The organism is Wocania ichthyoenteri Th78 (assembly GCF_000789235.1).
GTDB classification, from domain to species: Bacteria; Bacteroidota; Bacteroidia; order Flavobacteriales; family Flavobacteriaceae; genus Wocania_A; species Wocania_A ichthyoenteri.
This window is the reverse complement of the sequence record NZ_KN525716.1, coordinates 3,241,778-3,268,309: the sequence shown is the minus strand read 5'-3', so window position 1 is coordinate 3,268,309 and position 26,532 is coordinate 3,241,778. Positions and strand designations below refer to the sequence as shown.

Annotated in this window: 21 protein-coding genes, 1 tRNA gene and 1 pseudogene; 11 read left to right on the top strand and 12 right to left on the bottom strand. The window is 32.4% G+C overall.

Annotation, left to right across the window (positions count from 1 at the left end; all coding sequences use genetic code 11):
• The 9 genes from RG22_RS14375 to RG22_RS14330 all read right to left on the bottom strand — a co-directional run bounded on the left by RG22_RS14375 (position 1) and on the right by RG22_RS14330 (position 11,798).
• On the bottom strand, positions 1 to 1,362 hold the full coding sequence (locus RG22_RS14375; RefSeq protein WP_034044544.1) for a hypothetical protein: 1,362 nt from the start codon (positions 1,360 to 1,362) through the stop codon (positions 1 to 3).
• Between the two features lie 294 nt (positions 1,363 to 1,656).
• Positions 1,657 to 2,112 carry a hypothetical protein gene (locus tag RG22_RS14370; protein WP_034044542.1) on the bottom strand — a complete coding sequence of 152 codons (456 nt, stop codon included), beginning with the start codon at positions 2,110 to 2,112 and terminating at the stop codon, positions 1,657 to 1,659.
• Positions 2,113 to 2,124: 12 nt separating this feature from the next.
• Positions 2,125 to 3,309, bottom strand: a complete 1,185-nt coding sequence (locus tag RG22_RS14365) for a DUF4221 family protein (RefSeq protein WP_081997732.1) — start codon at positions 3,307 to 3,309, stop codon at positions 2,125 to 2,127.
• A gap of 160 nt (positions 3,310 to 3,469) precedes the next feature.
• A complete protein-coding gene (locus RG22_RS14360) occupies positions 3,470 to 3,697 on the bottom strand; it encodes a hypothetical protein (protein ID WP_034044538.1) in 228 nt (75 codons plus the stop codon).
• Between the two features lie 293 nt (positions 3,698 to 3,990).
• On the bottom strand, positions 3,991 to 6,375 hold the full coding sequence (locus tag RG22_RS14355) for a hypothetical protein (protein ID WP_156113392.1): 2,385 nt from the start codon (positions 6,373 to 6,375) through the stop codon (positions 3,991 to 3,993).
• 12 nt (positions 6,376 to 6,387) lie between these two features.
• Positions 6,388 to 8,259, bottom strand: coding sequence for an O-antigen ligase family protein (locus RG22_RS14350; protein ID WP_156113391.1), 1,872 nt, complete (start codon positions 8,257 to 8,259; stop codon positions 6,388 to 6,390).
• 904 nt (positions 8,260 to 9,163) lie between these two features.
• Positions 9,164 to 9,697 (bottom strand): BfmA/BtgA family mobilization protein, encoded by a 534-nt coding sequence (locus RG22_RS17365; RefSeq protein WP_052143757.1) that lies wholly within the window; start codon positions 9,695 to 9,697, stop codon positions 9,164 to 9,166.
• Between the two features lie 571 nt (positions 9,698 to 10,268).
• Positions 10,269 to 10,673, bottom strand: coding sequence for a hypothetical protein (locus tag RG22_RS14340; RefSeq protein ID WP_034044532.1), 405 nt, complete (start codon positions 10,671 to 10,673; stop codon positions 10,269 to 10,271).
• Positions 10,674 to 11,444: 771 nt separating this feature from the next.
• The gene (locus tag RG22_RS14330) at positions 11,445 to 11,798 is read right to left on the bottom strand and encodes a hypothetical protein (protein WP_034044527.1); all 354 of its coding nucleotides are present in this window, start codon (positions 11,796 to 11,798) and stop codon (positions 11,445 to 11,447) included.
• A gap of 838 nt (positions 11,799 to 12,636) precedes the next feature.
• On the opposite strand from RG22_RS14330, the pseudogene RG22_RS14325 reads away from it, so the two are divergent.
• From RG22_RS14325 to RG22_RS14320, 3 genes and pseudogenes are all read left to right on the top strand, one after another.
• Positions 12,637 to 13,407, top strand: a pseudogene (locus RG22_RS14325) (TonB-dependent receptor plug domain-containing protein); the annotation flags it as partial.
• A 47-nt stretch (positions 13,408 to 13,454) separates the two neighbouring features.
• A complete protein-coding gene (locus tag RG22_RS18150) occupies positions 13,455 to 13,523 on the top strand; it encodes a RagB/SusD family nutrient uptake outer membrane protein (protein ID WP_244462170.1) in 69 nt (22 codons plus the stop codon).
• A gap of 46 nt (positions 13,524 to 13,569) precedes the next feature.
• Positions 13,570 to 14,970, top strand: coding sequence for a TlpA family protein disulfide reductase (locus RG22_RS14320; RefSeq protein ID WP_034044523.1), 1,401 nt, complete (start codon positions 13,570 to 13,572; stop codon positions 14,968 to 14,970).
• 437 nt (positions 14,971 to 15,407) lie between these two features.
• Here the strand turns inward: RG22_RS14320 and RG22_RS14310 are convergent, their stop codons facing one another.
• From RG22_RS14310 to RG22_RS14300, 3 genes are all read right to left on the bottom strand, one after another.
• Entirely contained in the window at positions 15,408 to 16,925 is a 1,518-nt protein-coding gene (locus RG22_RS14310) for a MauE/DoxX family redox-associated membrane protein (RefSeq protein WP_034044519.1), read from the bottom strand.
• 216 nt (positions 16,926 to 17,141) lie between these two features.
• Complete coding sequence (locus RG22_RS14305) at positions 17,142 to 18,386, bottom strand: site-specific integrase (protein WP_034044516.1); 1,245 nt, start codon at positions 18,384 to 18,386, stop codon at positions 17,142 to 17,144.
• Between the two features lie 226 nt (positions 18,387 to 18,612).
• Positions 18,613 to 18,687: transfer RNA gene (locus RG22_RS14300), tRNA-Pro, on the bottom strand.
• Between the two features lie 89 nt (positions 18,688 to 18,776).
• On the opposite strand from RG22_RS14300, the gene RG22_RS14295 reads away from it, so the two are divergent.
• The 8 genes from RG22_RS14295 to RG22_RS14260 all read left to right on the top strand — a co-directional run bounded on the left by RG22_RS14295 (position 18,777) and on the right by RG22_RS14260 (position 26,503).
• Complete coding sequence (locus RG22_RS14295; protein WP_034044514.1) at positions 18,777 to 19,883, top strand: PQQ-dependent sugar dehydrogenase; 1,107 nt, start codon at positions 18,777 to 18,779, stop codon at positions 19,881 to 19,883.
• Between the two features lie 37 nt (positions 19,884 to 19,920).
• Positions 19,921 to 20,526 carry a uridine kinase gene (gene udk, locus RG22_RS14290; RefSeq protein WP_034044512.1) on the top strand — a complete coding sequence of 202 codons (606 nt, stop codon included), beginning with the start codon at positions 19,921 to 19,923 and terminating at the stop codon, positions 20,524 to 20,526.
• Positions 20,526 to 20,852 carry an FtsB family cell division protein gene (locus RG22_RS14285; protein ID WP_034044510.1) on the top strand — a complete coding sequence of 109 codons (327 nt, stop codon included), beginning with the start codon at positions 20,526 to 20,528 and terminating at the stop codon, positions 20,850 to 20,852. Before udk ends, RG22_RS14285 begins: the two co-directional genes overlap by 1 nt.
• The gene (locus tag RG22_RS14280) at positions 20,845 to 22,224 is read left to right on the top strand and encodes a methylmalonyl-CoA mutase subunit beta (protein ID WP_034044508.1); all 1,380 of its coding nucleotides are present in this window, start codon (positions 20,845 to 20,847) and stop codon (positions 22,222 to 22,224) included. The genes RG22_RS14285 and RG22_RS14280 overlap by 8 nt, the downstream gene beginning before the upstream one ends.
• A gap of 19 nt (positions 22,225 to 22,243) precedes the next feature.
• Positions 22,244 to 22,882 carry a hypothetical protein gene (locus RG22_RS14275; protein ID WP_034044506.1) on the top strand — a complete coding sequence of 213 codons (639 nt, stop codon included), beginning with the start codon at positions 22,244 to 22,246 and terminating at the stop codon, positions 22,880 to 22,882.
• Positions 22,883 to 22,906: 24 nt separating this feature from the next.
• Positions 22,907 to 25,030, top strand: coding sequence for a methylmalonyl-CoA mutase (scpA, locus tag RG22_RS14270; protein ID WP_034044504.1), 2,124 nt, complete (start codon positions 22,907 to 22,909; stop codon positions 25,028 to 25,030).
• A 140-nt stretch (positions 25,031 to 25,170) separates the two neighbouring features.
• Positions 25,171 to 25,755, top strand: coding sequence for a Crp/Fnr family transcriptional regulator (locus RG22_RS14265; RefSeq protein ID WP_034044503.1), 585 nt, complete (start codon positions 25,171 to 25,173; stop codon positions 25,753 to 25,755).
• A 46-nt stretch (positions 25,756 to 25,801) separates the two neighbouring features.
• The gene (locus RG22_RS14260; protein ID WP_052143756.1) at positions 25,802 to 26,503 is read left to right on the top strand and encodes a DUF4386 domain-containing protein; all 702 of its coding nucleotides are present in this window, start codon (positions 25,802 to 25,804) and stop codon (positions 26,501 to 26,503) included.
• Positions 26,504 to 26,532 lie beyond the last annotated feature (29 nt).

The window sequence follows — 26,532 nt, the reverse complement described above, 5'->3', positions numbered from 1 at the left end:
TTATAATTGGTTTAAATATTCATGAATTTCAGGATACGATTTATCGTTTCCAAAACGTTTATAATCAATTTCTTTTGCCGCATTATTGTAAACACTAATATCACGAAGTAACATTTCAAGAAGATTGATGTACTGATGCTTATTTTTTGCAGTGTAATAACCTTTTTCATTCTTGAAAATATCAGTTTTTAGACCAAATACTTGATAATTTACAATAGGTTTAGACATAAACAAAGCTGTTTTGAAAAGTGTAGAATCGTTTCCTATAAATACATCACAAGCAGAAATCAATTTAGCCCCAGAGGTCTCTATTATTTTTATACCCATTGATTCCACAAATAGATAATCTTCTTTTTTTAACCTAGGATGTAAAGTCCATATTAAATTTGCATTACCCCTTATTGATGTAGGTAGCTTAAGAAAAGCATAGATAATAGATTTTGGGTCATTAAAGTCGCACCCTTTTAAATTTATAAGCCCTAAAAGCGGAGCAGGGACATTGAAAAGTAAAATAGGTAAATTAGGGTCTAAAGATAGTTTTTGAGTAAGTTCTTCTCTCGATAAACTATTTTTATAACTACTTTTTTCAATTGGCTGAGTTAAAATTATTTTATCTAAAGGTAGCCCTTGATTTAGACAAAATTCTTTAGAAAAAACTGAATCCACAAATACTCCAGTAATATTATGTGCATTCCATGTCCACGGTCTTTTAGAACCAGCTTTAATAAGCTCTAATCCAGCAATTGAAGTAAGTGATTTTGGCAGATAAGTATTTCCATTCTTTTTTAAGATATACTTTGGAAAAATATTAGAAACAATACTCTTTATAGAACTTTTTGAACTTTTAAGAGAGTTTTTTTCTAATCTTTCAAGAATACAATTTGGCACAATTAGTCCAAAAGGTACGCAAAAAACATCAACACTATTTATTTTACAAGCTTTGACAAATAATGAAATATCATAATTAATTGTGTTATCAGATATCAAAACAAAGCTAGGCTTAATATTATTAATAACCCCATTCATTTCTTTGATTTTTCTTTTATTTTCTTTGATTTTTCTGAATATAGAAGTAAGAGTGTTATTGTTTAATTCTTGTCTAATAGGTTTATAGCTTGTTAGGTTTACATGGTTTTTATCAAAATCATTATTTACAATAGTATCGAACAATAACGTTTTTGCATCACTTATTTCTTTTGTCAAATCAAAAAGAGATGAGTAAAAATAGAAACTAATCATAGTATTACACTCAGTTTGTAAAATATGTGATACCTCTTTCAACACAGGGTAGTGAGCATTCATATTAACAAAACACAATGCTTTTCTTTGATTAAAAACATTATTTGATTTTGCAAGTTTCATGTTGTAAAAAGATTTATTTAATTTCAATTATATCATTTATAACTACTTCACTAACGTGTATATAAATTGAGATTATGCGGAACAAAAGCCTTAATATTTACCCCACTCTTTCGGATAGGTATGCTCTTTTCTTATTAAGAACTTCTTTTATATCTGCTGCTTCTTTTTTATTTAAAGAAACACTAACAATAATCCAAAAGTTAATATTGATTTCACACATGCTAATAACTTCGTTTTAGTAAACATTTATTAATTTCTTTATCAGTATCAAGCAAAAACTTTCTAACATATCTCTTATATTTTGGACTCCAATTTTCCAAAAGCATAACTGTTATTTGGCGATTGAAATTCATATGATTTTATTTTGCCATTGTCCAGTTCTATTATACATGGATATACCCCATTATCAGTTGGGAAACTAATCTCATGTTTTTTATCAATATGTATATTTTTATAGTCTTTAATTTTAATTTCCAGTTTATTTTGCAATATTTTAAAAGATTCTATCTTAGTTAGTACAAATAAAATGTCCTTGTTTTCAATGTGTTCTTTCATAAAGGCTTCTGCTTCTTGTATACAGCCATGACACCCAAGACCAGGTAATACAATCACCCATTTTATGTTGTCATTTATATCCATTTTATCTATTATTGATTCTAAATAATCTTGTTCAATTTCTTTTTCATTCTTTTTACAAGAATAAGATGTAATAAAAATTAAAGCAATAATACAGAGTGTTAGATTTTTCATAATTTTTTGTATTTAAATGTCCTCTGGAATAAATATTTTTAAGGTTAGGTTTACTTCATCTATATCACTATTGTCAAGATATTCAATATTGAGTCCTTCTTTAGTTACAAAAGAATTTTGCCAATGCCATTCTCGTTCAGTTCCAAGTACAGTTTCTCCTAAATAATTAAAATCTTTATCCATAATTATTACTGCAATTTCTTTTTCCTTCCAAGATTGATTTAATGGCGCATTAGGTATAGCTTTTCTGAGGTAGCGATAGTATACTTTACGAAACTTATCATAGAGTATAGCAGCATACATGTCTTGTCTCACAAAATTAGATCTTACTTTTTCTTTCGATCTTATATGTTTTTTTGGCAAAGACATTATAGTGCTTGCAAAATTACTACCTGCATAAACTTTTTTATATGTATTCCCATATATATCTGCTATATATAGATCGTGAGATACAGGAAAGCTATAGATTATTATTTTTCCATCTGGGTGAAGCTGAGGAAATACCTCTGAAAAAAGACCACCACCCCATACAATATCACTACCATGTAACGAAGGTGGATATGTATGCGTAAAATCTATTTTATCAAATTTAAAATCTATATGTGCCGTAAACTTAAACTTGTTAATTGTTGAGTCAGTTATATCATTTTCAAATAATCCGGTTAATAATAATGCTTTAGGTGTTTCTATAAAGGGCGTTACAGTTTTTACATAATAAGTGGCGTATGTACTTGTCCAGAGTGACGACTTTCTTGGATCAGCACCTCCTGTAAGAGATATTTTATTTAATACTTCCCCTTTATTATTTGCCAACAATACCTCAAATAAAAAATCGCTATATATATAAATTGAATCTGTGTTTTTTATATGAAATCCTTTAGGTTTTTTTACGGCATTCGGTCCATTTTTATCAAAAGTTATTTTCTTTATAAATTCTGGAGTTTCATAATTATAAATATAAATAGAGTTATTGTAATTATTTAAAAAGCTAAGTTGTCTGTTTCCCAAAGAATCATTAATCATTTGAATGTATAGTGGTTTAGGTGCTGTATCTGTGTCCAACAAAAAAGATTTTGCACTTACCTGTCTTAACTCTTTAACAGCTTTCATTTGGCCTTTTTTGGTATTCATTATACTCACACTGTCTGTACATGAGTAAAAGAGAAGTGTAATTAAGACTAAAATATGTGTTTTCATACGTATGCGTTTTAAACTAATTAAAAACTAAAGCTTACAGAATTATTCTATTGCAGCTAAAAATTCAGCTATAAATACTTATATTTTCTATAAGCTTTTTTGAACAAATATTAGACAGATTCACAAAAAAATGAATCTGTCTAATTAAATCAAGCTCTATTTAATTCTCATAACACCCATTACTCGAAGAAGGGTTATAAGCACATCTATTAAAAGCATTGCAACTATAAAAGTTCCCATAGGGTGTTGGGTTACATTCTGCATCTGCTTGGTTTAAAGTAGCTAAACTGGCTAAATCTAAATCGCCTTTATTGCTTAGGTTATTTGTATTGGCAAATAATACCATAGCAAATATACCTATTGCTGAAATTCCTATTATTTTTTTCATAATATTAAATTTTTAAATAATTAATTTAAAGGAGTTTAAATTCCTTTGTTTTATTGTTTTGTAAAGTCTTATGGAATGCTACTTTTAGAACATTATAACCCCTTTGGTTTAAAGTGGTTTTAAGAATTTGTATTAAAGTGAAAATTTGAAATTAATTACACAATCTTCAATTTATAAAATTCCGTAATTTGCACGAAAAAAATTCTTCCTCTGGGTGATAGGGTCTATGTCATAGGCTTATATTTTAAATTAATATGGTTTGTATCTTTTTATTTTTTTAAACTCAGAGGTTTTTATTCTCTTTTTCTAACGTAAAATTCAAAGGTTTGTCTTCCTAATTCGCCATTATCATTTACACCTTCTATAACGCCTGTAAATTTGGAGTTGATACTGGAAACACTAAATTCTAATTGGGCTTCTCCTTTGTTGTTAGTTATTATATCAGGTTTCCAATACAGCGTGTTTCTATAATCTGGAAAACCATCGGTTTGTTCTGTTTTATCATATATGGGATTAAAAAATTCTTTTTTAGTATAATACCCTTTTGCTTGTATTATATTAAACTTTTCTAAAAGATACGCATCTGTTAATTTTGGATATTGGTATGGTGGAAGTTCAGGGTTTCTAAACACATGCCTCCCTACGATAGGTGCACCAATCGGTTTAAACCAAGCACCTCCTTTTCCTTTTTCCCTTACTTGAAGCTCTAAATATACTTCGCCTTCTACGGGTCTTTTACTATTATCACCAAAAGGATGAATTGGGCAATTAAAATAATTATCAAGCTTGCATACGTAATCGCCGCCAGCCATATCTAGCTTAGCCAAACTATCTAGTTTTGCTAAATATTTATCTCTTTTAACAATACCTTTTTTCTTAGCTACTAGTTGAATTTCATCTAATTTAACGGCATCCTTTATCGATTGCCATTTATGCGTTTTAGTTTCGTTGACTTCACTTTTCTCGGTAACAGGTGCTATTGGGTAACCAAAATCCTTTAGTTTTTTTATACTATTTATAGCCAGAAAAGGGTCTTTAATAGATATTAATATCTTATCCTTTTTTGTGCCAAAATGTTTAATAAATAACCTTCTACTTATTTTTAAATGGGAAGGCGTTAAAACAAACCTGTTATTAGTATCTAATGGAATCATTGATTTGTTTTGTTCTTCAAGCGGATCATAAACAACAATAAAACTTTGCTCAGGACTGTTTTTTCCTTTTTTTATATAAGTAAACTTTCCTTCTATTCCATTTGTTACCAATGCTGTTTTTAACTGGTTTTGTGATTTTAAGTTTTCCTCATTCCATTTATAACATCGCCATCCTTGGGTTAAAAGCAATAAGTTTAATGCTTGTTTTCTATTAGTATTCTCTGGATTAAAATAATAACTTGGGTTGTATATTCTGCCTTTTAATTGTGCAGATAAATGGTAATGGGTCTCTATGGTTTTAGTATCTTTTGGATTGTTGTAAAAATCATCAAAAACGCTTAACCCTAAATGAGCAATTACAGGGTTGTTGTGTTGGTCGGTTACTTTTAGTTTTAATTTTGCGTTGCCTTTGGTAAGGTATTCTCCTTTATCCAATACTGCTTTTATGTTTAACTTTTGGTCCTGGTTTATATAGACTAGGCGTTCTGCCACAGGCTCAAACTCTTGATTAAATAAGGTTACTTCTGCTATACCTTGCGGAATATCATTTAGAGGAATCTTTATTAACCGCTCTTTGGTTATGGTTGCTTGTGCAACACTATACGCCACACCTCTTACTTGAACCCTTAAATACAAAGTTTCTTTTTGACTTGTGCTTTTTGAAACTTTAAGGGTTAAGTGGTCTTTGGTATTACTAACCAGTTGCAACACATAACCATCGGCTTTTATAGTTGGCAACGTGTACTGTTTTTTAGTTGTAAACGAATCTAATACTATATGATAACGCTTGTTGACATCTGGAGTAAAGTTACAACGACCCATACCAGCATGTATTGTTTTTATCTTGGTTATGGGAACATTGTTTTCATATAAAGTGCCAGATACAGATTTGGGTATACCTAATGTATCTACAGCTTTAAAAGCAATGGTACTTGTTATTCCTGATACCAAATGTCCACTTTCAGGAAAAAGTTGAAAATCGATAACAATTTCTTTGGTTTCAGTTTTGACTAAAGTATCCTGTTTTTTTAATTGATGGTACTTGGTAATGTCTTTTACAATTTGTAATTGCCTGATGGATTTTATAGGTTGTTTATCATCATAAAATGAATACCGTGTATAAGCTGCTAAAGTGTAACGACCTTCTCGTAAGGTGTCCTGTACATAAATATGTCCGTTTACAAATCCGTTTTCTATCTCGTATTTTTCTTCCCAAACGGCTTTTTCGGTTTTGCTTTCTATAAGCTGAACATACAAGGTTTTACTTTGTGTTGAAGGTGATAGATACTGACTGTTCAATACATAGCCCTTAAACCATAAATCCTCGCCTGTTTCATAAATACCTTTACTACTTTGTACATACACAGACTCTGAAGCATGATTTTTTGATGCTTCGTGTAATTGATTGGCTAATTGATCTGAAGGGTTTTGGGCGTGAAACAATGTTATTTGTAGAAGCAACAAAACTAAAGAGAGGCAACCTCTGTATTGAATTAGGTTTATATTACTTATTGTGTTGCGCATAATTACTTGTTATTAATATTGTTTATCTTTATTTCTATCGATAATGTTCCTCATTTCTGCTTTAATCTCTTTAATAGCTGTTGAGGGTACTTTAACCTTCTTTTTTAATATATCCCTAGCCAACTCAACGGCTTTATTACCTTCTCCGTTTTCATCATAAAGTTTTACAAGTAAATACAAAGGGTAAAATCGTGATGGAATCATATTTGCTGCATGTAAATAAGCGGTTTCCGCTTTACTAAATTGTTTAGTGCCTTTATAAGCATCTCCCAATGCGGTCTCTAGTATTGTGGTATTTAGGTAGAGCTTTGCTCTTTCCAATATCTCTATGGCTTCATCATTCATTTTGTTCATAGTAAGTGCCTTACCATAGTTCATTAAAAAATCACCATTGTTTTTTAATATAGGATAAGCTTTTTTATAATTATCTATTGCACTTACATAATCGCTATATTGATATTTGTTTAAAGCTGTTTTCCAATTTTTATATGCCTCTGACACTTTTTTAGTATATGGAATACCTTCTATTAAAAATAAGATTATTATAATGGCTAAAATGCTTTTGCTAAGGGCAATAATCCTTAATCTTTGTTTTATTTTAATTGCATATTTGTTTGTATCTAACAATGCTATCAAGCTCAACATCAATACAATTACCAATTTAAAAGGCAAAATTTGCATTGGGTATGAAAAACTAGCAAAAATACCTGCTGCTATAAACGTTGTTAATACCAAAAATTTAATAATAGTATACTCAGTAATTGTTTTTATATTTAGTAAAACATAAATTAGAAATAACAATAGTATCAAGCCAATAACGCCTTGTTCTGTAAAGAACTGCAACCAATCGTTAAAAGCGTAATAAGTGTTATCTGCTACAAAAGCTTCTATTGTTTCACCATGCTTAACAAAATAATTTGCTTGATAATTCATGTAATAGGTTTTAAACCTATCAAGACCCAAACCAGCAATAGGGGAATCTTTTATAATCTCAGTAGTAACTTTCCAAATAAACAAACGACCATCTGCTGATCCTTTTTTAAATTGATAAGCACTAAATAGTCCAATGCACATTATGCAAATAGTTAAAACTACTAAAGCGATTCTTTTAGTATAGTTTACTTTTGTTAATAGTCTTGTTACAAACTGGTATCGAAGCTCTAATAGAATAATACTACTTAATAGCACACCTATCCATGCAGCTCTAGAGCGCGTAGCAGGAACTACTAATATGATACTTATTAAAGCAAGTAATAAAATATTTTTGACCACATATTTTATAGTGTTAGAAACTTTTTTGTTTTTAAAATCTAGATTTAAAAATTGGATAAAATGTTCTTTGTATAAGTATACACCAAATGATACTACATACACTATAGTTAAAAAGCCTGCATAAGGCCCTGGATTGAAGAAACTTCCTGTAAGCTTAAACCCAGAATGATTTGATGGGTAAAACCCAAGTATTTGTAAGTTACCATAAACTGCTTGAACACTACCTGAAATAATAATGGCAAATAAAAACCATGCATATACTTTTACTTGTAGGTTTCTTAAAATGATATACAAAATGCTTAAGCCTAGTAATTCGAAAAAGCGAATAGAATATACGTGTTCGGGCTGGATAGAATATCTATTAATTATGATATAACTGACTAATAAAAAAAGAGCTATATCTAACTTTGAGATATGAATTGCTTTGGTTTTAATAAAAAAAAACATGACTAAAAAACCTACTGTTATTACCGAGCAGCTATAAGCAAAAACCATAAATTTACTGGTAATGCTAGATTGCATATAATCAGTTATATTAACATTAGGCAATACCACCAAAAGTCCAGCTATTGCTAAAACCAAGATACACCCTAAAGCTTTTACAAGTGACATAATTTTATTTTTAATCAACTATTTAGTTACCATTAACCTTTTTAAAGTTGCACAAGCAAGCTCTTTTTAGCCTTTAGATTAATTTATTTAAGTACTGCCCAATATTTGAGAGAAGATATTATTTAGCAGATACATAATTTAATATATAGCACAGGGAGAGTTCTATATATTATTTTAATGATTATGTATTATGTTATACAAATTAAATAAAAATAATTGTAATAAGCTAATAAATATAGTTTTCTGCAATATTTTCCCATACGAAGAGTCCCAAATTTATTAAACTCTTAATTCCTTTTATATTTTATAACTCTGTAGGTACGAACTAATTAAAATAAGAAGCTAAAGAAATTTTCACCAAAATTTCAATTGGTTGATATTTATAATACAAAATAACACCAACAGCTAAAGATAAATAATCTAAGCTATTGACATGTACTATCTAAACTTATACTGGGTGAAAATTTAGTTAAACTATCAGAAAACAATCAAATAACAAATCAATTAATCTAGTTATCAGACTTTTAATGGATCTAAAATCAAAGAGCAGTTACAGATTGGTTATGCCTTACTACCATCATTGAGATATATAATAGGATACTCATTATGACCTTAAAAACACCTAAAGATGATATACAAACTATCAGTGTAAATTAAATTTTAAACTGTTGCCATATTTCAGGACTTGCTATGTTTATTGGATTTAATAAGTTTCTATACCTAACGAATGTAATCCCTTCTGGAAATAGTAAATTATTTATAAAACTTAACAAAAGTTAATTCAAAGCTTTTCAAGAAGATTATAATTAAAAAAAAATGTCTTTTTTTTACCTCATTTATATTGCTAGAAAAGTCTGTAGCCATCAGAGCACTAATTTTCCTATACAGGTTTGATCGAAGACATTCAGAGAAAGTTTGACTTAAGATCTTCAATTTTTTCTTTTGAGATATCCAATCGATAATAACTTTTCCCAAATGCTCTTTTAATGTAAATCAAATCGCTTAAGAGATTACTAAATTCAGTCTTAACAATATATAGCTCCGTTCTGTTTTTATCTAATTCCTTAGAGTAGTAATCTAATGATTTTTCGGTTTTGGTTTTAGAAGCTTCTATTTCCCCTTGTGTTCGTTCAATATATACTGGTTCTTCTTTCTCTCCCTCTTCAAATAAGGATTCCAATATTTTACGAGTAGGTATCAATTGTGTTTTCTCAATGTTTCTTAAAATAGCCGCTACTGCATCTGTTCTTTTATTTAATGAAATCGTACAAGACAAAATAGGATTGTTCATGGTATCATAAGGAGAAAGACCGGTATCTTCAAAAAAGGCAATCATAAAATCCAATGTTTCAGAATAGCTAGGGCTGGTCTTTTTGGAATATCCCTTGAATTTTTCAATGACTTTTTTCTTTAATCGAATCGTAGTAAAATCATCCATATTTTATTGAATTGTTACAATGAATCCCCTATTTTACTAGGCTCAATTTTGTTTTTGCACTAAATTATAAAAATCAACATTTCTAAAAACACTTTTATTTAACTAATTATCAGTTAAATATACAGAAAGTAACATCGCTTCGCGTGTTACCCTCTTGCTTAGCAGATTCCGTCAAGCTTTGGCTTGACAAAATCCTCAACAACTGACGAAAAATCAGTTGCCCTTTTACTGGATTGCTAGCCATATCAAAGTACGGTTTTTCTGAGTAAATCAAAAATGTATTTATGTATCAAACGATGTGATTTAAAGCTAAAAATTATGGTTTTTTGAAATATTGAAAAAAGAAACGTCAGATTCGAAATATTCCACGCCAATAATTGACTGGCTTTTCATTGTTGATTTTTTGGCTTAATCATTTTGTTTTTTAAAAAATTGATTAAAAATACATGGTGCATTGTTGAATTGGAAACAACTCGATGTTTTGAGAGTTGTTCTATTTCAACAATAAAAAATCAAAACATAAAAAAACCCATTCTTTCGAACAGGTTTTAATGGTTCATTGAAAATCCGGTTACAGTTCAAACTGTATAATCGCATTTTCGATTTCTTCTTTACGAACCTCTAAAGTCGATTGTAAATGTGTTGTTACCAACTTGATCAAATTGGTATTCGTCGTCTTGAACTCCAGATTATGAGAGTCCCTAATGTAAAATGAAGCCGAATCGCCTTGATTGTAATTGAACTTCGTCAGCTCGTTCAGGGTCTGTACCAATCGTTCCCGTTGGGTAGCCAGTCCGCGCAGCTTTTCAAATTTTTGGATGCGGTCTGCCAAATCAATGGTCGCTTTGCTCACAATGGCCTGTTTGGTTTTTTGCACTTGTCCAATCGCTTCTTCCGTAAATTGCTTTTTAACGTCCTTTTTAACGGTTGCAGTTTCTTTTTTTACTCTTCCGTTCGATTTTGTTTTTGTTTCCATAATTAAATGATTTTAAATTAAACAATATTCGAGCGCACACCAAACGGAAGACAAAATTTTGGAGCGGAAAGGAAACGCAATAAAAAGTGAGGCACGAACGGCTTTATGGCGTCCCTTTTCCGAGAAATATTTTGCGACGTTTATATTTCGGGAATATTGTATGAATACTAGTGTTGCTTTTTAATTTTATATGATTTCTTTATGTTTGTACATGGACCTTACTAATCGACAACTAAACATAGTCAATATTGTTATATCACATAATAAGGTTAGTGCTTATAAAATAAGAACACTACTCCCCGACCCTATTAGTATTCCAATGCTCAACAGCGAAATAGACAAACTTATTTACTATAAGGTTTTATTAAAAAATGGCAGGGGTAAATCAAAGGCTTATATTATATCTCCAGATTATAAATAGCTCTTTTTTTGAATAGCTTAAATTGAAACACTTCTTATCAATTGAAATTCTGGTCAAGTGAACTTGAGCCTAAAATGTTTTTTCGCATTTTGGGCTTGTGTTCAAGATTTCATTTAATGAAGCGCTTTTTCCGAAATGGAGTGTTTACGCAATGCAGGGGAATGGGCTGGAATGGGATTTATTTGGTTTCTGATGAATGTTCTTCTGATAATAATAGTTTCTATACGGCGTCATAAGTTTCCAATTGGTCATCTGGTAGAAAATTGCCTATTAACCACTTAATGGATTACTTATATATACAGGATTTTGTGCTTGAAGGAAATAAAAATCCAATCTACTTTTATTGGCTCTTACTTACTTGTTGGTTTCTTCCTTCTTTTTCGTTTTCTTTTATCTTCTTCTTTTGCTTTTATGAATTCAATGATTTCATTTTTTTCTTTACTCAAAACTCTTTTAAAGAAATCAATCGTTGATATCCCAAAATAATCACAGAGATAGAGTAATTTATTCATTCCGAAATTAGGCTTGGACTCCATCCTTCCCATATTTAGAGTGATTTCATATTTTTGAGCAAATTCTATATTCACATCAGATTGAGACAATCCGTTAATTTTTCCCTGGGCAACCCCCCTCTCCTTTCTAAGTTCTTTAAGAACCATTTCAATCGAAGTAGTGTAATATAAGATATCTTCATTCGCAATCATAGAGTCAAATGACGGTAATTAAAAAAAATAATTCAACGACGTTTGTGTAGTTGAAAAATTTGTTTATATTTGATTATCCTTTCCAAAAGAAAGGTCTATTTTTGCGATTCTTCGTATAGAAAATATTTGAAGCTGTCGCTTTGATTCTCAATCTGAAAACTGGTAATTTTTGCACCTGAGATGATAAGTAGATTGGCTCACGACCTAGGCGTGAGCTCTCTTATCGGTGCAAGGTATACCAGTACCTCAGATTGGTAAGTTGAGTTTCACGCTTTTTTGTATCTATACATTTTGGTTTAAACTTAACGTTTCTTAGCGTTGTTCTCATTTATTTTAAATTAAATAGTTAAACTAAAACAGAATGCAACACAAATTTTGTAAAATAACGGTTAGAGAACTTCCAAAACATTTTCACAAGTGGGGTATCTCCGTGTTTGACATTCTCTTTAAGAAAAAGCCAAAAAACCCAGTATAGACCACTTTGTTATGGGATTAACGATACATCTCTCTTTCGGATTACATTTTCCATTTCTCTATCCCATAACCACACAATTCATCTTTTTCAATGGCATCCGAACCTAGGATATATTAATAGCTAAGTACCCGTGCTTTCAAAGGCCCTCTGTTTTCTATGTTATAGAGTTAGTCATGTTATAAACTACAATTTATCAAAAAACATAGCAAAGGGCTGCTGGAAGCCACATTAAAAAGTTAAACCATTAAAGCCTTAAACTGCCCATGAATAGACACTAAAAAACATGAAAGCCTCCTAAATAACTTTTGCGGGTTCATAGGAGGCATTAATTCAACAAACTAATGTTAAACTTAATTCAAAATTATGAAAAATAATTATGTTACAAGGTGTTTGCGCGCCTTAAAGTATGCCTTTATTATTTTGGGCATCGCAATATTTTCCTTAAGCTCTGCGTACGCTGCTAAAAAAGAACATCAAGTATTTACTCCAAACCATCAGCAGCAATTGGTTAAAGGTAAAGTTACCGACAATGCTGGTGTACCTTTAGCGGGCGTAACCATCCAAATCAAAAATACCAATACAGGCGTAGTGTCCAATTTTGACGGCAACTACCAAATAGAAGCGCCATCCCAAGCTGTTTTGGTCTTTTCGTATATAGGCTACGGCACGCAGGAAATAGCCATAAATGCCAGAAACCTAATCAATGTTGTTCTTACACCCGAATTCACCGATTTGGATGCCGTTAATATCAACGCGGGTTACTATAAGGTTTCCAAGAAAAAAAGTACTGGGAGTATTTCCAAGGTTACTTCAAAGGGTATAGAAAAACAGCCCATAGCAAATCCGTTATCCGCTATTCAAGGGCGCATGTCAGGGGTGTTTATTACTCAAAACACAGGAGTGCCTGGTGGCAGTTTTAATATCCAGATTCGGGGGCGCAATAGCATTGCCAGTGGGAACGAGCCCTTATATATTGTCAATGGTGTGCCCTTGAATACTGAGGTACTCACCTCAAATATCGGGTATGGCATCACTCGAGGAGGCAATGCTCTAAACGGTATTGATATGAATGATGTAGAAAGCATAGAAGTACTTAAAGATGCAGATGCTACCGCTATCTATGGCTCTCGGGGCGCTAATGGAGTCGTACTATTATCAAACCGGGGTGGCAACCTACCGATGTGTTATTTCCCATTCCGCAAAGTGAGTTGCAGAACAATCCGAACATGACCCAAAATCCCGGTTATTAGGCTTTATGGGACAGATTTATATATAAACAGATATTAAATAAAAACTATGATGAAAAGATTTTTTTATGTGTTGATACTACTGCTGGTAGCATGCAACGCCGATAATTCCAAAAACAAACAGGATGACACGGTACAAAACGACCTGGTGACAAAGGAAAACAAGGAGGCAGTATTTCCGACCGTTGGAAAGCCCATGCCGGATATTGTACTGACCAATATTGAATACCACAGAGACAAAGAAATAAGCCTGGAAGATCTGAAGGGAAAATTCGTAATCCTGGATTTTTGGACCCGCTTTTGTAAATTGTGCATCTACAGTTTTCCGAAAGTAGATAAGCTCAACAAGCAATTTAAGAACCGGGTGGAACTTATGTTGGTGACTGGAAATAAAGGCAAACACTACGATGGCACCCGTGATATTTATGAAAAATACCGAAAGCGATACGACTTAGAAATCCCCATATCCTATAGTGTCGAGTTGTTCGATAAACTAGGGATACAAGTAGTTCCCCACATCATTTGGATTGACGAAAAGGGCATCGTACAGGCTATTACAGGAAGCAGAGCCCTGACACCCGAAAACATAGAATCTTTTTTAAAAGCAGAACCCTTGGATGTTGAGCTAAACCTGAACGTCACCCAGTTCAAAGAAAAGTTCAATAGCTTTGATAGAAAGCAACCGCTGCTTATCAATGGCAATGGTGGAGAAGATGATGATTTTATGTATAGATCTTTATTAACACGAGGTAAAAGGGATATTGTCCCTAAGTCTTTTGGGTATTTTAAGCCCAACAACGGAAGCTCCAAAATGGCTTGCCAGGTTATCAATGTGTCTTTAAAAGAATTATATAAGATAGCTTATGGAGATACGGTTCAAAATAGTCCAAACCGCTATAAGACACACCCAAATTGTTATGGGGAATATTGGTACGAACCTATTCTAGACATAAAAGATACCGCTCTCTTTTTTGTCGATAATAAGCGGATGGAGCATATATACTGCTATAGTTTGATGGTGCCAGATAATCGTTTGTCCCATACATTGGATAACCAAAGGATCATGCAGCGCGATTTAAAAAATTATTTTGGTTATGACGTATCCGTAGAAACACGTAAAATGCCTTATTGGGCATTAAAAGCTACTGAAAAAGGGAAAAAGAATTTGATTACCAAAGGCGGAATGTCCGCTTACAAAGGAAACGGGTTGACCTATTCAAAATATATTAATATGTCAATAAAGCAAATTTTATTGCTTCTTTGGGGAAATAATCAATCAGGACCACCCTTTTTGGATGAAACCGGCATTACTGAAAATATTGATATAGAACTGGACACCATACTTACTGATTTTGATGCACTTAAAAAAGCACTTGAAAAACATGGTTTGTTGTTGGAGCAAAAGACAAAGGCTATGAAGGTCATAGTCATTAGGGATACTCAAAGCTAATTACATTGTTTACTTTTTTAGTAAGAGTGGTCTACGCAGTAGACCACTCTTTTTAGAATACTAAAACATTACTAATTATTAAAATAGTATTCATCTTCACACTGACCTTGAGCATTTTTGGTCTGGTAATACGTGTTAATGCCCAACGTACACGTTGGTCCCACGACAGTACCACAATTTGGGGGCAGCGTTGCCGTTTGACACGTTCCGCCGCTTGTAGGCGCTTTGAATACCGATAGGATATCCAGTTGGCTAGACGCAAAAGCGCCACCAATAGCAATTACAAAAGCAGCAACGGTTAAAATTCCTTGAATCCTTTTCATGATTTTAAAAATTTAAGATTAAACATACGACCTACTTTTTTCTACAGGTATTCGGTCTCGTCGCCTGATTCTACTAGTAAAATATTTTTAAGGCTTGACCATGGCTTCTGGTGTTTATAATAGTCCGAGGTAATTTTTGCCTAGGGCATACCTAGCGATTCTATCTGGATATAATACCAAGAGCTGGTCATGGGCAATTCTAAAATCCTTAAGAGATTGCCCTTCTAGGTTTGGGATATAAAAACTGTGTTTGTACATTCCCTTTTTTAAATGGTATACATCGATGACCTTCCCTTGATTGAACTGTTTTTCGGATTCGTTTTTAGCACGAATTCTCGATTGGTTGAATAACCAGTATTGTTGTGAAGAACCCCTACTGTTGACCACTGGAGGTGGTGTAGCCATAGAGCGCTGTTCTTTACTTGCTGCTTCCCTGATTTTTATTTGGGCTGTGGTCGTGGTATCTATGGTATTATATCGGGCTGCTACCTTTAAGTTTTTGTCCAGCAGGATATATTCATTGCGGTAGTAATACGTATATATGAGTTTTTGAAGCTCGGGATTATAATGCAAAAACCCATCGGTACAGAAAAAACCATCGACTTGTTTTTTTAGCGCCAAAGGGTTTAGGTCAATGGTAAGCACGTTCGTGTTTAACAATCCTAAAAGGCGGCCTTTTTGGGGAATTAGTTTGGTCACAGCCAAAAGGTTGGTGTCGATCACGGTTGCGGAATTAAAATGATTGTTTTTTAGATCCACCGCCTTGAGCTTCCAATTGTTCGTGCTACCTTTTAGGAGAATGGGTTTGGCGCCATCGGTGATGAACACCCCAAGATCATTTATGGCAATCGCCGTTCTGTTATGCTTAAGCTGGTATGGTTTGGGTACCTTTAAAAGAATCGTATCCGCTTTAGAAAGGTTATAGTCGAGCTGTAAGAGTTCAAGGGGATTTCCTTTTTTATGCAGATATATATTGTTTTTGGTGATTCCTGCAAACTGAAATTCGTCTTTTGTTAAGGATATCTTCGCTTTGATTTCTGAAATAGGATGTGGCGGAAATAAGCGAATAAAACTTCCAGGCAAATGGTTTTTATAATTTGTATTGGAAAACAAGCCCAATACAAGACTAGAGCATAGTAATACGATACTGCTAATTTTAATCAAAGGGTGTCTCTTCGGGCTGGTATTGTTAGAGTTGGCGTCTGTCTTTTGGTCTTGGCTGCTAAGAATAATGGCGATGCAACCTAGAAGCACGAAGATAAGGTTGAAGATCAAATGTTCTGTCCAACCTAAGTCTTCCAAGATACCGCCACAAGAGCAGGGTACAAAATCGCTCAAGTTGAGTATAGCTGCAATATACATACTGAAAGCGGTCATAAGCCCTAGGCTTACATATAGGGCAAGGGTTCTGAATTTGTGTATGCTTAATGCAATGGCCAGCAATAATTCCAAGGTTGGAACACCATAAGCTATGACCTCTGCGAAGTTAGTGAGCATAGGTGATTGCCCCAATTGTATTTTGAAGTTTTCAAAATCTAGAAACTTACTAATTGTTGCATATGCAAATAATATTATATATAGAATACTGACCGCAAATGGTATCCATTTTCGAAATTTTAGCGAACGATTCATATCTTTTGATTTGATATGGTAAAGTTCGGAACAAAAAATTATCTGTAAGGGATAAGTTATTGACTGTAAGGGATTTTATTAATAACAACCCCTATAAATTATCATATTTCAAGACCCGAATTTTATAAAAACTCAAAATTTCCTTTCAAGACAATCCCATAACTTATTGAAAAGCGCATTGAAAGAAAATTCTTTTTTAAGTCTTAAAAAGTTGTTTTAAGCACTTTTATTTTCTTCTTTCTTTTTAAATCTCTTCAGTAAGTTACTTATATCCTCACTAATTTTAGTTTCCACGACCCTGGCATAGATTTGGGTTGTCGAGAGTTTGGCATGTCCCAAAAGCTTAGATACCGTTTCTATAGGTACGCCATTGGACAACATAACCGTAGTCGCAAACGTATGTCTAGCGACATGAAAAGAAATATTTTTATGAATACCACAGGCTTTTGTAATTTCCTTTAAATAGGTATTTGTTTTTTGATTGGAACTTATGGGCAACAAATTCATTGTAATATTCTGTTCTTTGTCGACCCTATACTTTTCTAATATTGCCCAAGCTTTAGGGAGTATTGGTATTTTTACCTGTTCGTCTGTTTTTTCGCGTCTGGTGTAAATCCAATTGTTATTGTCTATGCCTTTTACGATATGGCTTTCTGCCAGTTCTTTTACATCGATATAGGATAATCCTGTGTAACAAGAAAACACAAAGCAATCTTTTATTTTTTGTAAACGTCCGCTATTGAATTCTGTGTTTTCTAACAGTTCCAGTTCTCTTTCGTTTAAATATGCTCTATCATATTTATCATATTTTAACTGAAATTGGCTGAATGGGTTTTTATGCATCCATTCTAGTTTTATGGCCAGGTTTATCATTTTCTTGAAACGCTCCAAATGTTTCATGACTCCATTATTGGATAACATCAATTGTTTTTTGGAGTTCTTATAGGTTCTTAGGTAGTGTTCAAAGTCAGTGATGAACCTAAAGTTCAATTGTTTCAAATAGATATCTTTTAATCTTTTTTTCTTCCTCAAAAACTTCTGTAAGTATCGTTCTGTTGTATAATAATTCTTCATCGTTCCTGCTTTCAGGACGTGAACCATATTGCCATTGTGATAAGCAATGAGTTCTTTTAAGGTTTTACTATTGTCATCTTCTCCCAAATATCGGGACTTGATGGCATCGGAGGACAGCACCTTATCTTCTTCCATAAGCTCTTTATGGCATTGAAGAAGTTTGTTATAAACCCCATCTAAATAAGCGTTCAAGATTCTGGCAGTTTCTGAATTGCCCCGCCCTCTATTTTTGGTATTGTCCCACTGGTTTTGTTCAATACTCCGTTTTAAACTCATTTCCGAGCGTTTGCCGCTTACGGTAATACGGGCATAGATGGAAATTTGATTGGGATTGCTTCTTGATTTTCTTGTAAAGAAAATAACCGCGAAGGTGCTTTTTGTTTTCATTTTAAATGACTTTTTGTTAAACAATAATTTGTAAAGACGAAAGTCAAATTATGTCTTAAAGCTCTTTAAAGTTACTACATTTTCAGTGAACAATTGCACACCGATTTGCACACCTTTTTATTGAGATTAGATGCTTTTATTTGATATCAAATAAAATGTGTGAAAACAAAAAACACTGATAATCATACGATTAACAGTGTTTTGATTAAACCTGATACTAGGTTCGTCGGGGTGGCAGGATTCGAACCTGCGACCTCCGCGTCCCAAACGCGGCGCGATAACCGGGCTACGCTACACCCCGAAAAATGTAACGGCTGCAAATATATAGATTTTCTTTATAAACAAACAATAATTATAAGTAAATTGTGGTTACATTTAATATTAAAAATCATGACTATTAAATCTTTTTTTTTAGCAGCTATAATTCTATTTAGTTTTAATGCTTGTGCACAAGATAAAACACCTGTAAATATTGAGCATTCTTACAAAACCATAGTTACAGAACTTAATAACCCTTGGGGGTTTGTTTTTCTGCCCGATGGTTCTATGATTATTACCGAAAAAGCTGGAGAATTAATTCATTTTAATAAAGGTGAAAAATCTAAAATTTTAGGATTACCTAAAATTGAGTTACTTGGTCAAGGTGGTTTAATGGATATTGAATTGCACCCAAACTATAAAGATAATGGTTGGCTTTACATATCTTACTCTTCATCAAACGATAACAATGATGGTGCCAACACCTCTATAATGCGTGCAAAACTTAAAAACAATGCGCTAACAAATATAGAAATATTATACAAAGCTTTACCCAACAGTAATCGTGGACAACATTTTGGATCTAGATTAGAGTTTGACAACAACGGATATTTATATTTCTCTATTGGAGATCGTGGAAATCGAGATATAAATCCGCAAGATATTACAAAAGATTGTGGTAAGATTTATAGAATAAATGATGATGGTACTATCCCTAAAAACAATCCTTTTACAAATAAAATAAATGCAAAAAAAGCAATTTACTCTTATGGACACCGTAATCCACAAGGCATGGTAAAACATCCTGAAACTGGTAAGATTTGGACACACGAACATGGACCACGAGGTGGAGACGAAATAAATATTATTGAATCTGGCAAAAATTATGGTTGGCCAGTAATTAGCTATGGCATAAATTATAGTGGTACAAAATTTACCGAAATTACAGAAGCTCCTGGAATGGAACAACCAATTCACCATTGGACTCCTTCTATTGCTCCAAGTGGAATGGAATTTATAACTAGTAACATTTATCCCAATTGGAAAGGTAATCTTTTAGTGGGCTCTTTAAAATTTCAATATCTCGATAGATGCATTATAAAGAATAATAAAGTTATTAAAGAAGATCGATTACTTGATGGAATTGGTCGTGTACGCAGTGTACGACAAGGTCCAGATGGTTATATTTATGTTGGTGTAGAAAATGTTGGTATAGTTAAAATTATTCCGAATAAATAATCTTAAATTTGTATTATACCAAACTAACATTTTTTAAATGCTAATTATAGGAATTGCAGGTGGCACAGGTTGCGGAAAAACAACAGTTGTTAATCAGATTTTAAACGAACTTCCAGAAGGAGAAGTTGGCGTAATTTCGCAAGATTCGTATTACAAAGATACAACACATTTGTCCTATGAAGAGCGTGTTAAAATAAATTTTGATCATCCAAGATCTATTGATTTTGATTTGTTAACCCAGCATTTACAAGAACTCAAAAAAGGCATTCCAATACATCAACCTGTCTATTCGTTTGTAAAACATAATAGAACAGGTGATACTATTTTAACGCATCCTAGAAAAGTAATGATTGTTGAAGGTATTTTGATACTTACGAACCCTGAATTAAGAAAGCTGTTCGATATTAAAATATTTGTGCATGCAGATACAGACGAGCGATTAATTCGCAGATTAAAACGCGATATTTCTGAGCGTGGCAGAGATTTAGACGAAGTTCTTTCTCGTTATCAAAACACTTTAAAACCCATGCACGATCAGTTTATTGAACCTATGAAAGAATATGCAGATATTATTATTCCAAACAACAAATACAACACTGTTGCTATAGATATTGTTAAAACTATTATTAATGAAAAATTGTAATGACACAATTCAATAAAAACAAATATTTAAAACCTTTTAAAAATTGGTTTATACTTATCCTTGTAGTTTTTGCAGTATGGATGCTGTTTTTTGATACGAATTCGTGGTTAATTCATCATGAATTAAATACCGATATTGAAGCTTTAGAAAACGAAAAAGAATATTACAAAAGAGAAATAATAAAAGACAATAAAGCCATAAAAAAATTAAGTACAGAAGAAGGCTTAGAAAAATTTGCTCGCGAAGAATATTATATGAAAAAGGAAAATGAGGAAATTTTTATAATTGAATATGAAGACAGTTTAAAAGTTAAAAAAGATGACTAAGCTCTTGTTTGATGATTTCGAAGCGGTGTCGGCTAAACAATGGAAACAAAAAATCCAAGTTGATTTAAAAGGTGCCGATTATAACGATACGTTAATTTGGAATTCTAACGAAGGGGTTTCGGTGAAACCTTTTTATCATTCAGATGAATTCAATGAGCCTCTAAAACCATCAAACACCAAAGCCACACAGTGGAAAATTTGTCAATCTATTTTTGTTGCTGATATTGAAAAGTCTAACCTAAAAGCAATTAATGCCATTGAAAGAGGCGCTGAAAGCATCAAATTTATTATTCCAAATGATTCAGTTTCCATTGAAGATTTATTAAAAAACATCAACCTTACATCTACCCTTCTTTATTTTGATTTACAGTTTTTAAATGAAGATTATGTTAAACAACTTTCTGTCATTCCCGCGAAGGCAGGAATCCAAATTCAAACAGATATTATAGGAAATCTAGCTAAATCTGGAAACTGGTTTAACAATTTAAAAAGCGACCACAACCATTTTGAATCTATTGTTAAAAACACAAATACGTTTAGTGTAGATTCATCATTATACCAAAATGCTGGAGCAAATATGGTGCAACAACTCGCTTACAGTTTAGCACATGCAAACGAGTATTTAAATCATCTAAATAATACCGTCATTGCGAGGAATGAAATGACATGGCAATCTCTTAATGTAAACTTTAAAGTTTCAGTTGGCACCAACTATTTTTTTGAAATTGCAAAACTTAGAGCTTTACGAATCCTGTGGAACACACTAGCTTCAGAATATAATATCAATTCAGATTGTCATATTATAGCAACTCCAAGCAAACGCAACAAAACACTTTATGATTACAATACCAACATGTTACGCACCACAACCGAATGCATGAGTGCTATTTTAGGTGGTGCCAATACTATTTGCAATTTGCCCTATGATGCTATTTATCATAAGGACAATGAATTTGGTGAGCGTGTAGCTAGAAATCAACTCCTTGTTTTAAAACACGAGAGCTATTTTGATAAAGTAAATAATCCTGCCGATGGTGCTTATTATATTGAAAATTTAACTAATCAACTTGCCGAAAAAGCTTTAGAATTATTTAAAGATATTGAAGCAAATGGTGGTTTTTTAAAACAATTGAAAGAAGGCACAATTCAACGAAAAATAAAAGAAAGCGCAACTAAAGAACAACAACAATTTGATGCTGGTGAAGAAGTACTTTTAGGAAGTAACAAACATCCAAATACCAACGACAAAATGAAACACAAACTGGAATTATATCCGTTTGTAAAAACCAATTCAAGAAAGGCTCTGATTGAGCCTATTATTGAAAAACGACTAGCAGAAACCTTAGAACAAAACAGATTAAAAACAGAATAACTTAAATTTTATATTACCCATGAAAACACCATTTTTTAAACTTATTGTAATCACATTAGTTATCAGTTTGATAAGTTGTAAAAAAGAGAACACACTATCAGAATACAAATATGCCGATAAAGGTTTGGTTTTAAGTTGCGAAAACGTAAACTCCAAATTATATAGCGAAGCCTTATTTACTTTTGAAAATGATATTTTAAATTTTTACGGAAAAAACAATCCTAATGCATCCTTAATTCAAGCTTATGGTCAGTTTATTAGAAATGCCATTTACGGCAGAATAAAATACGAAAACATTGTATCGCCTCATACAGTAAAAGTTTTTGAGGTTTTAAAAAATGAAGATGATTTATGGGATGCCAGCAATCCAAAAAGCTACTTAAATTATAACAGTGCTTTAATTAATTGCATTTCAATAAATATGCAAAATGCTGAGTTAAAGACAACATTTAATTCATTATTAAAGGTAAATAGTATGAGTCCGAAACCATTTGGCGCACCATTAACGTCAAATTATAGAGATGTTATAAAAGATAAATACTTAGCAGCTTACGTTGCTTTTGATTTATTTTATGCCAATCTATTTAACAAAAATTTGTCGAAAGTTAATGCTGAAAAACCTGTGCAAAAAGTAGATTTTAATAAATTACCTCAATAAAATATACAATCGTGTAAACATAAAATGTCTAGAAAAAACCTGCAACACATAACAATTAAGTCAGTAGCTAAAAGCCAAAAGTCAATAGCCAATAGCTCTTTTTTAACAGCTGAAGATATTCCTGTAAAATCAGATTATTCAAAAGACGATTTACAAGATATTGAGCATCTTAATTTTGTTGCTGGAATTGCACCAAACCTTCGTGGACCTTACAGTACGATGTATGTTCGCAGACCTTGGACTGTTCGTCAATATGCTGGTTTTAGTACTGCGCAAGAAAGTAATGCGTTTTACAGACGTAATTTGAAAGCTGGACAAAAAGGCTTATCTGTTGCATTCGATTTAGCAACGCATCGTGGTTACGATTCCGATCACGAACGTGTAGTTGGAGATGTTGGAAAAGCTGGTGTCGCCATCGATTCGGTTGAAGATATGAAAACACTTTTCAACCAAATTCCATTGGATAAAATGTCGGTTTCAATGACTATGAATGGTGCTGTTTTGCCCATTATGGCATTTTATATTGTCGCTGCCGAAGAGCAAGGTGTAAAACCAAAACAGCTTGCTGGCACTATTCAAAATGATATTTTAAAGGAGTTTATGGTGCGTAATACATACATTTATCCGCCAACACCTTCAATGAAAATTATTTCTGATATTTTTGAATATACTAGCAAGAACATGCCAAAATTCAATAGCATTAGTATTTCTGGCTACCACATGCAAGAAGCTGGTGCAACTTGCGATATTGAACTCGCGTATACCCTAGCAGATGGGTTAGAATATATTAGAAAAGGATTAGATGCAGGCATGGATATTGATACTTTTGCACCGCGTCTATCCTTTTTCTGGGCTATTGGCATGAATCATTTTATGGAAATTGCCAAAATGCGAGCAGCACGTATGTTATGGGCTAAATTGGTAAAACAATTCAATCCTAAGAATGAAAAATCTTTAGCATTACGCACACATTGCCAAACCAGTGGTTGGAGTTTAACTGAGCAAGACCCATTTAATAACGTAGCGCGAACAACTATTGAAGCTACCGCTGCTGCCTTTGGCGGCACGCAATCTTTACACACCAATGCGTTGGACGAAGCCATTGCTTTACCAACCGATTTTTCAGCACGAATTGCTCGTAACACACAAATATTTTTACAAGAAGAAACAAAAATCACAAAAACTGTTGATCCTTGGGCGGGTAGTTTTTATGTTGAAAAACTCACTCATGATATTGCTCAAAAAGCATGGACTTTAATTGAAGAAGTAGAAGAACTTGGTGGTATGACCAAGGCTATTGAAGCAGGTATTCCCAAAATAAGAATTGAGGAAGCTGCTGCACGTAAACAAGCACGCATAGATTCTAGTCAAGATATCATTGTTGGTGTTAACAAATATAGATTAGAGAAAGAGGACCCTATTCAGACTTTAGAAGTTGACAATCAAACGGTTCGTAATCAACAAATTGAAAGTTTAAATAAGATAAAAGCTGAGAGAAATAATGATAAAATTAATGGGACTTTATCGAAATTAACCGAAGCAGCACGAACAGGACAAGAAAATTTATTAGCTTTAGCTGTTGAAGCTGCACGCGGACGAGCAACTTTAGGAGAAATTAGTGATGCTTTAGAAGTTGTTTTTAGGCGTTACAAAGCACAAATTAAATCATTTTCTGGTGTGTATAGTAAAGAAATAAAAGACGATAAAAGCTTCAAAAAAGCCAAAGAATTAGCAGATGTTTTTGCCGAACAAGATGGGCGACGACCACGAATAATGATTGCAAAAATGGGACAAGACGGACATGACCGTGGCGCAAAAGTAGTTGCCACGGGTTATGCCGATGTTGGTTTTGATGTTGATATTGGGCCATTATTCCAAACACCACAAGAAGCAGCAAAACAAGCTGTAGAAAACGATGTGCATATTTTAGGGGTTTCCTCGCTTGCTGCAGGTCATAAAACGCTTGTTCCTCAGGTTATTGAAGCTTTGAAGAATTACGGACGCGATGATATTATGGTTATTGTTGGTGGCGTAATACCAAAACAAGATTATCAATATTTATTTGATGCTGGTGCTGTGGCTATTTTTGGTCCTGGCACAAAAATTAGCGATGCTGCTATTAAGATATTGGAAATTTTGATTGATTAGTTGATATTGATTCTTAATGCAAAAACCACTTGCCTTCATTTAACGGCTGATATAAAATACCTGTGCTGAGAAAAGCCGAAGTATTAAAACGAATTCATATCAGTAAAGCATTGTAAAACATTACCAAACCCCATCTAATCATGAAAAACGAAATATTAAAACACCTTTCAAAATACACTAAAATCACTAATGAGTTAGAAGATGCAATTACAAAAAGTACTTTTATTGAAAGTTTTAAAAAAGGGACAATCCTGCTTAAAGAAGGGGATATTTCAAATGAATGTTATTTCTTATTAAAAGGTTGTATAAGGAGCTATATAATTGAAAATGGAGAAGAAAAAACCATTGAATTTTATACGGAGGAACAAGTAGTTACACCATCTAACTATGGAAAATCCACACCATCAAATTATTATTTAGAATGTATGGAAGATGTCATAGTTAGTATAGGTAATCCTAAATTGGAAAAAGAAACATTTCAAAAATATCCACAATTAGAATCTTTATCTAGAGTGATTGGGGAAATAATAATGGCTAAAAATCAAGACACCTTTGCTCAGTTTAAAATATCTAGCCCAGAAGAAAGATACTTAAATATACTAAAAAAAAGACCTGATTTAATTCAACGAGTTCCTCAACACCAAATTGCTAGTTATTTAGGTATTAAAGCAGAATCGTTAAGTAGAATAAAAAAGAGAATAATAAACAAAAAAATAATTTCTTAACTATAGTCAATGAAATGAAAATTATATCCATATACTTTTGCAGTATATGGAAAGTAAACAAATTTCAAGAATAGCAGGAACTCTAATTTTTATTGGAATAATTGCTGGCGTTTTAAGTGTTGTTCCTTCTGTTGAAGATGAAAAATATCTTGAAATTATTTATCTAAATAAAACTAAAGTTTTAATTAGTGCACTTTTTCAATTTCTTCTAATTCCAATTTTTATTGGTTTTGCATTAATATTGTATCCTATATTAAAACAGTATAACAGCATTCTTTCTATTGGATTTGTTGGATTTCGATTTATGGCTGGAGTATTTCAGTTAATAGGAATAATAGTATTACCAGCATTTATTATTTTGAGTGAAAAATACACAACTGGAATAAATTCAAATTTAATATTTTATGAAACAGTTGGTGAAATATTACAACTTTCTCGAAATTTAATTAATCATTTGGGTGTAATTATAGCAACAGGATTAGGAAACTTACTTTTATACAGTATACTTTATAAAGAAAAAAATATCCCTATATGGTTATCAACATGGGGAATAACAGGAAATATATTAATAATGACTGCTAGCTTTTTAATTTTATTTCAACTGATTGAAGTCATTTCAACTGAATATATAATTATAACAACTCCTATTTTATTACAAGAAATAATTTTAGCTATTTGGCTGATAAGAAAAGGGTTGCGACACTCAAAATATTACGTTGATAATAACATAAACCCTATTGCATATTAATAATTAAACTTAATAAAACAATTTAAATC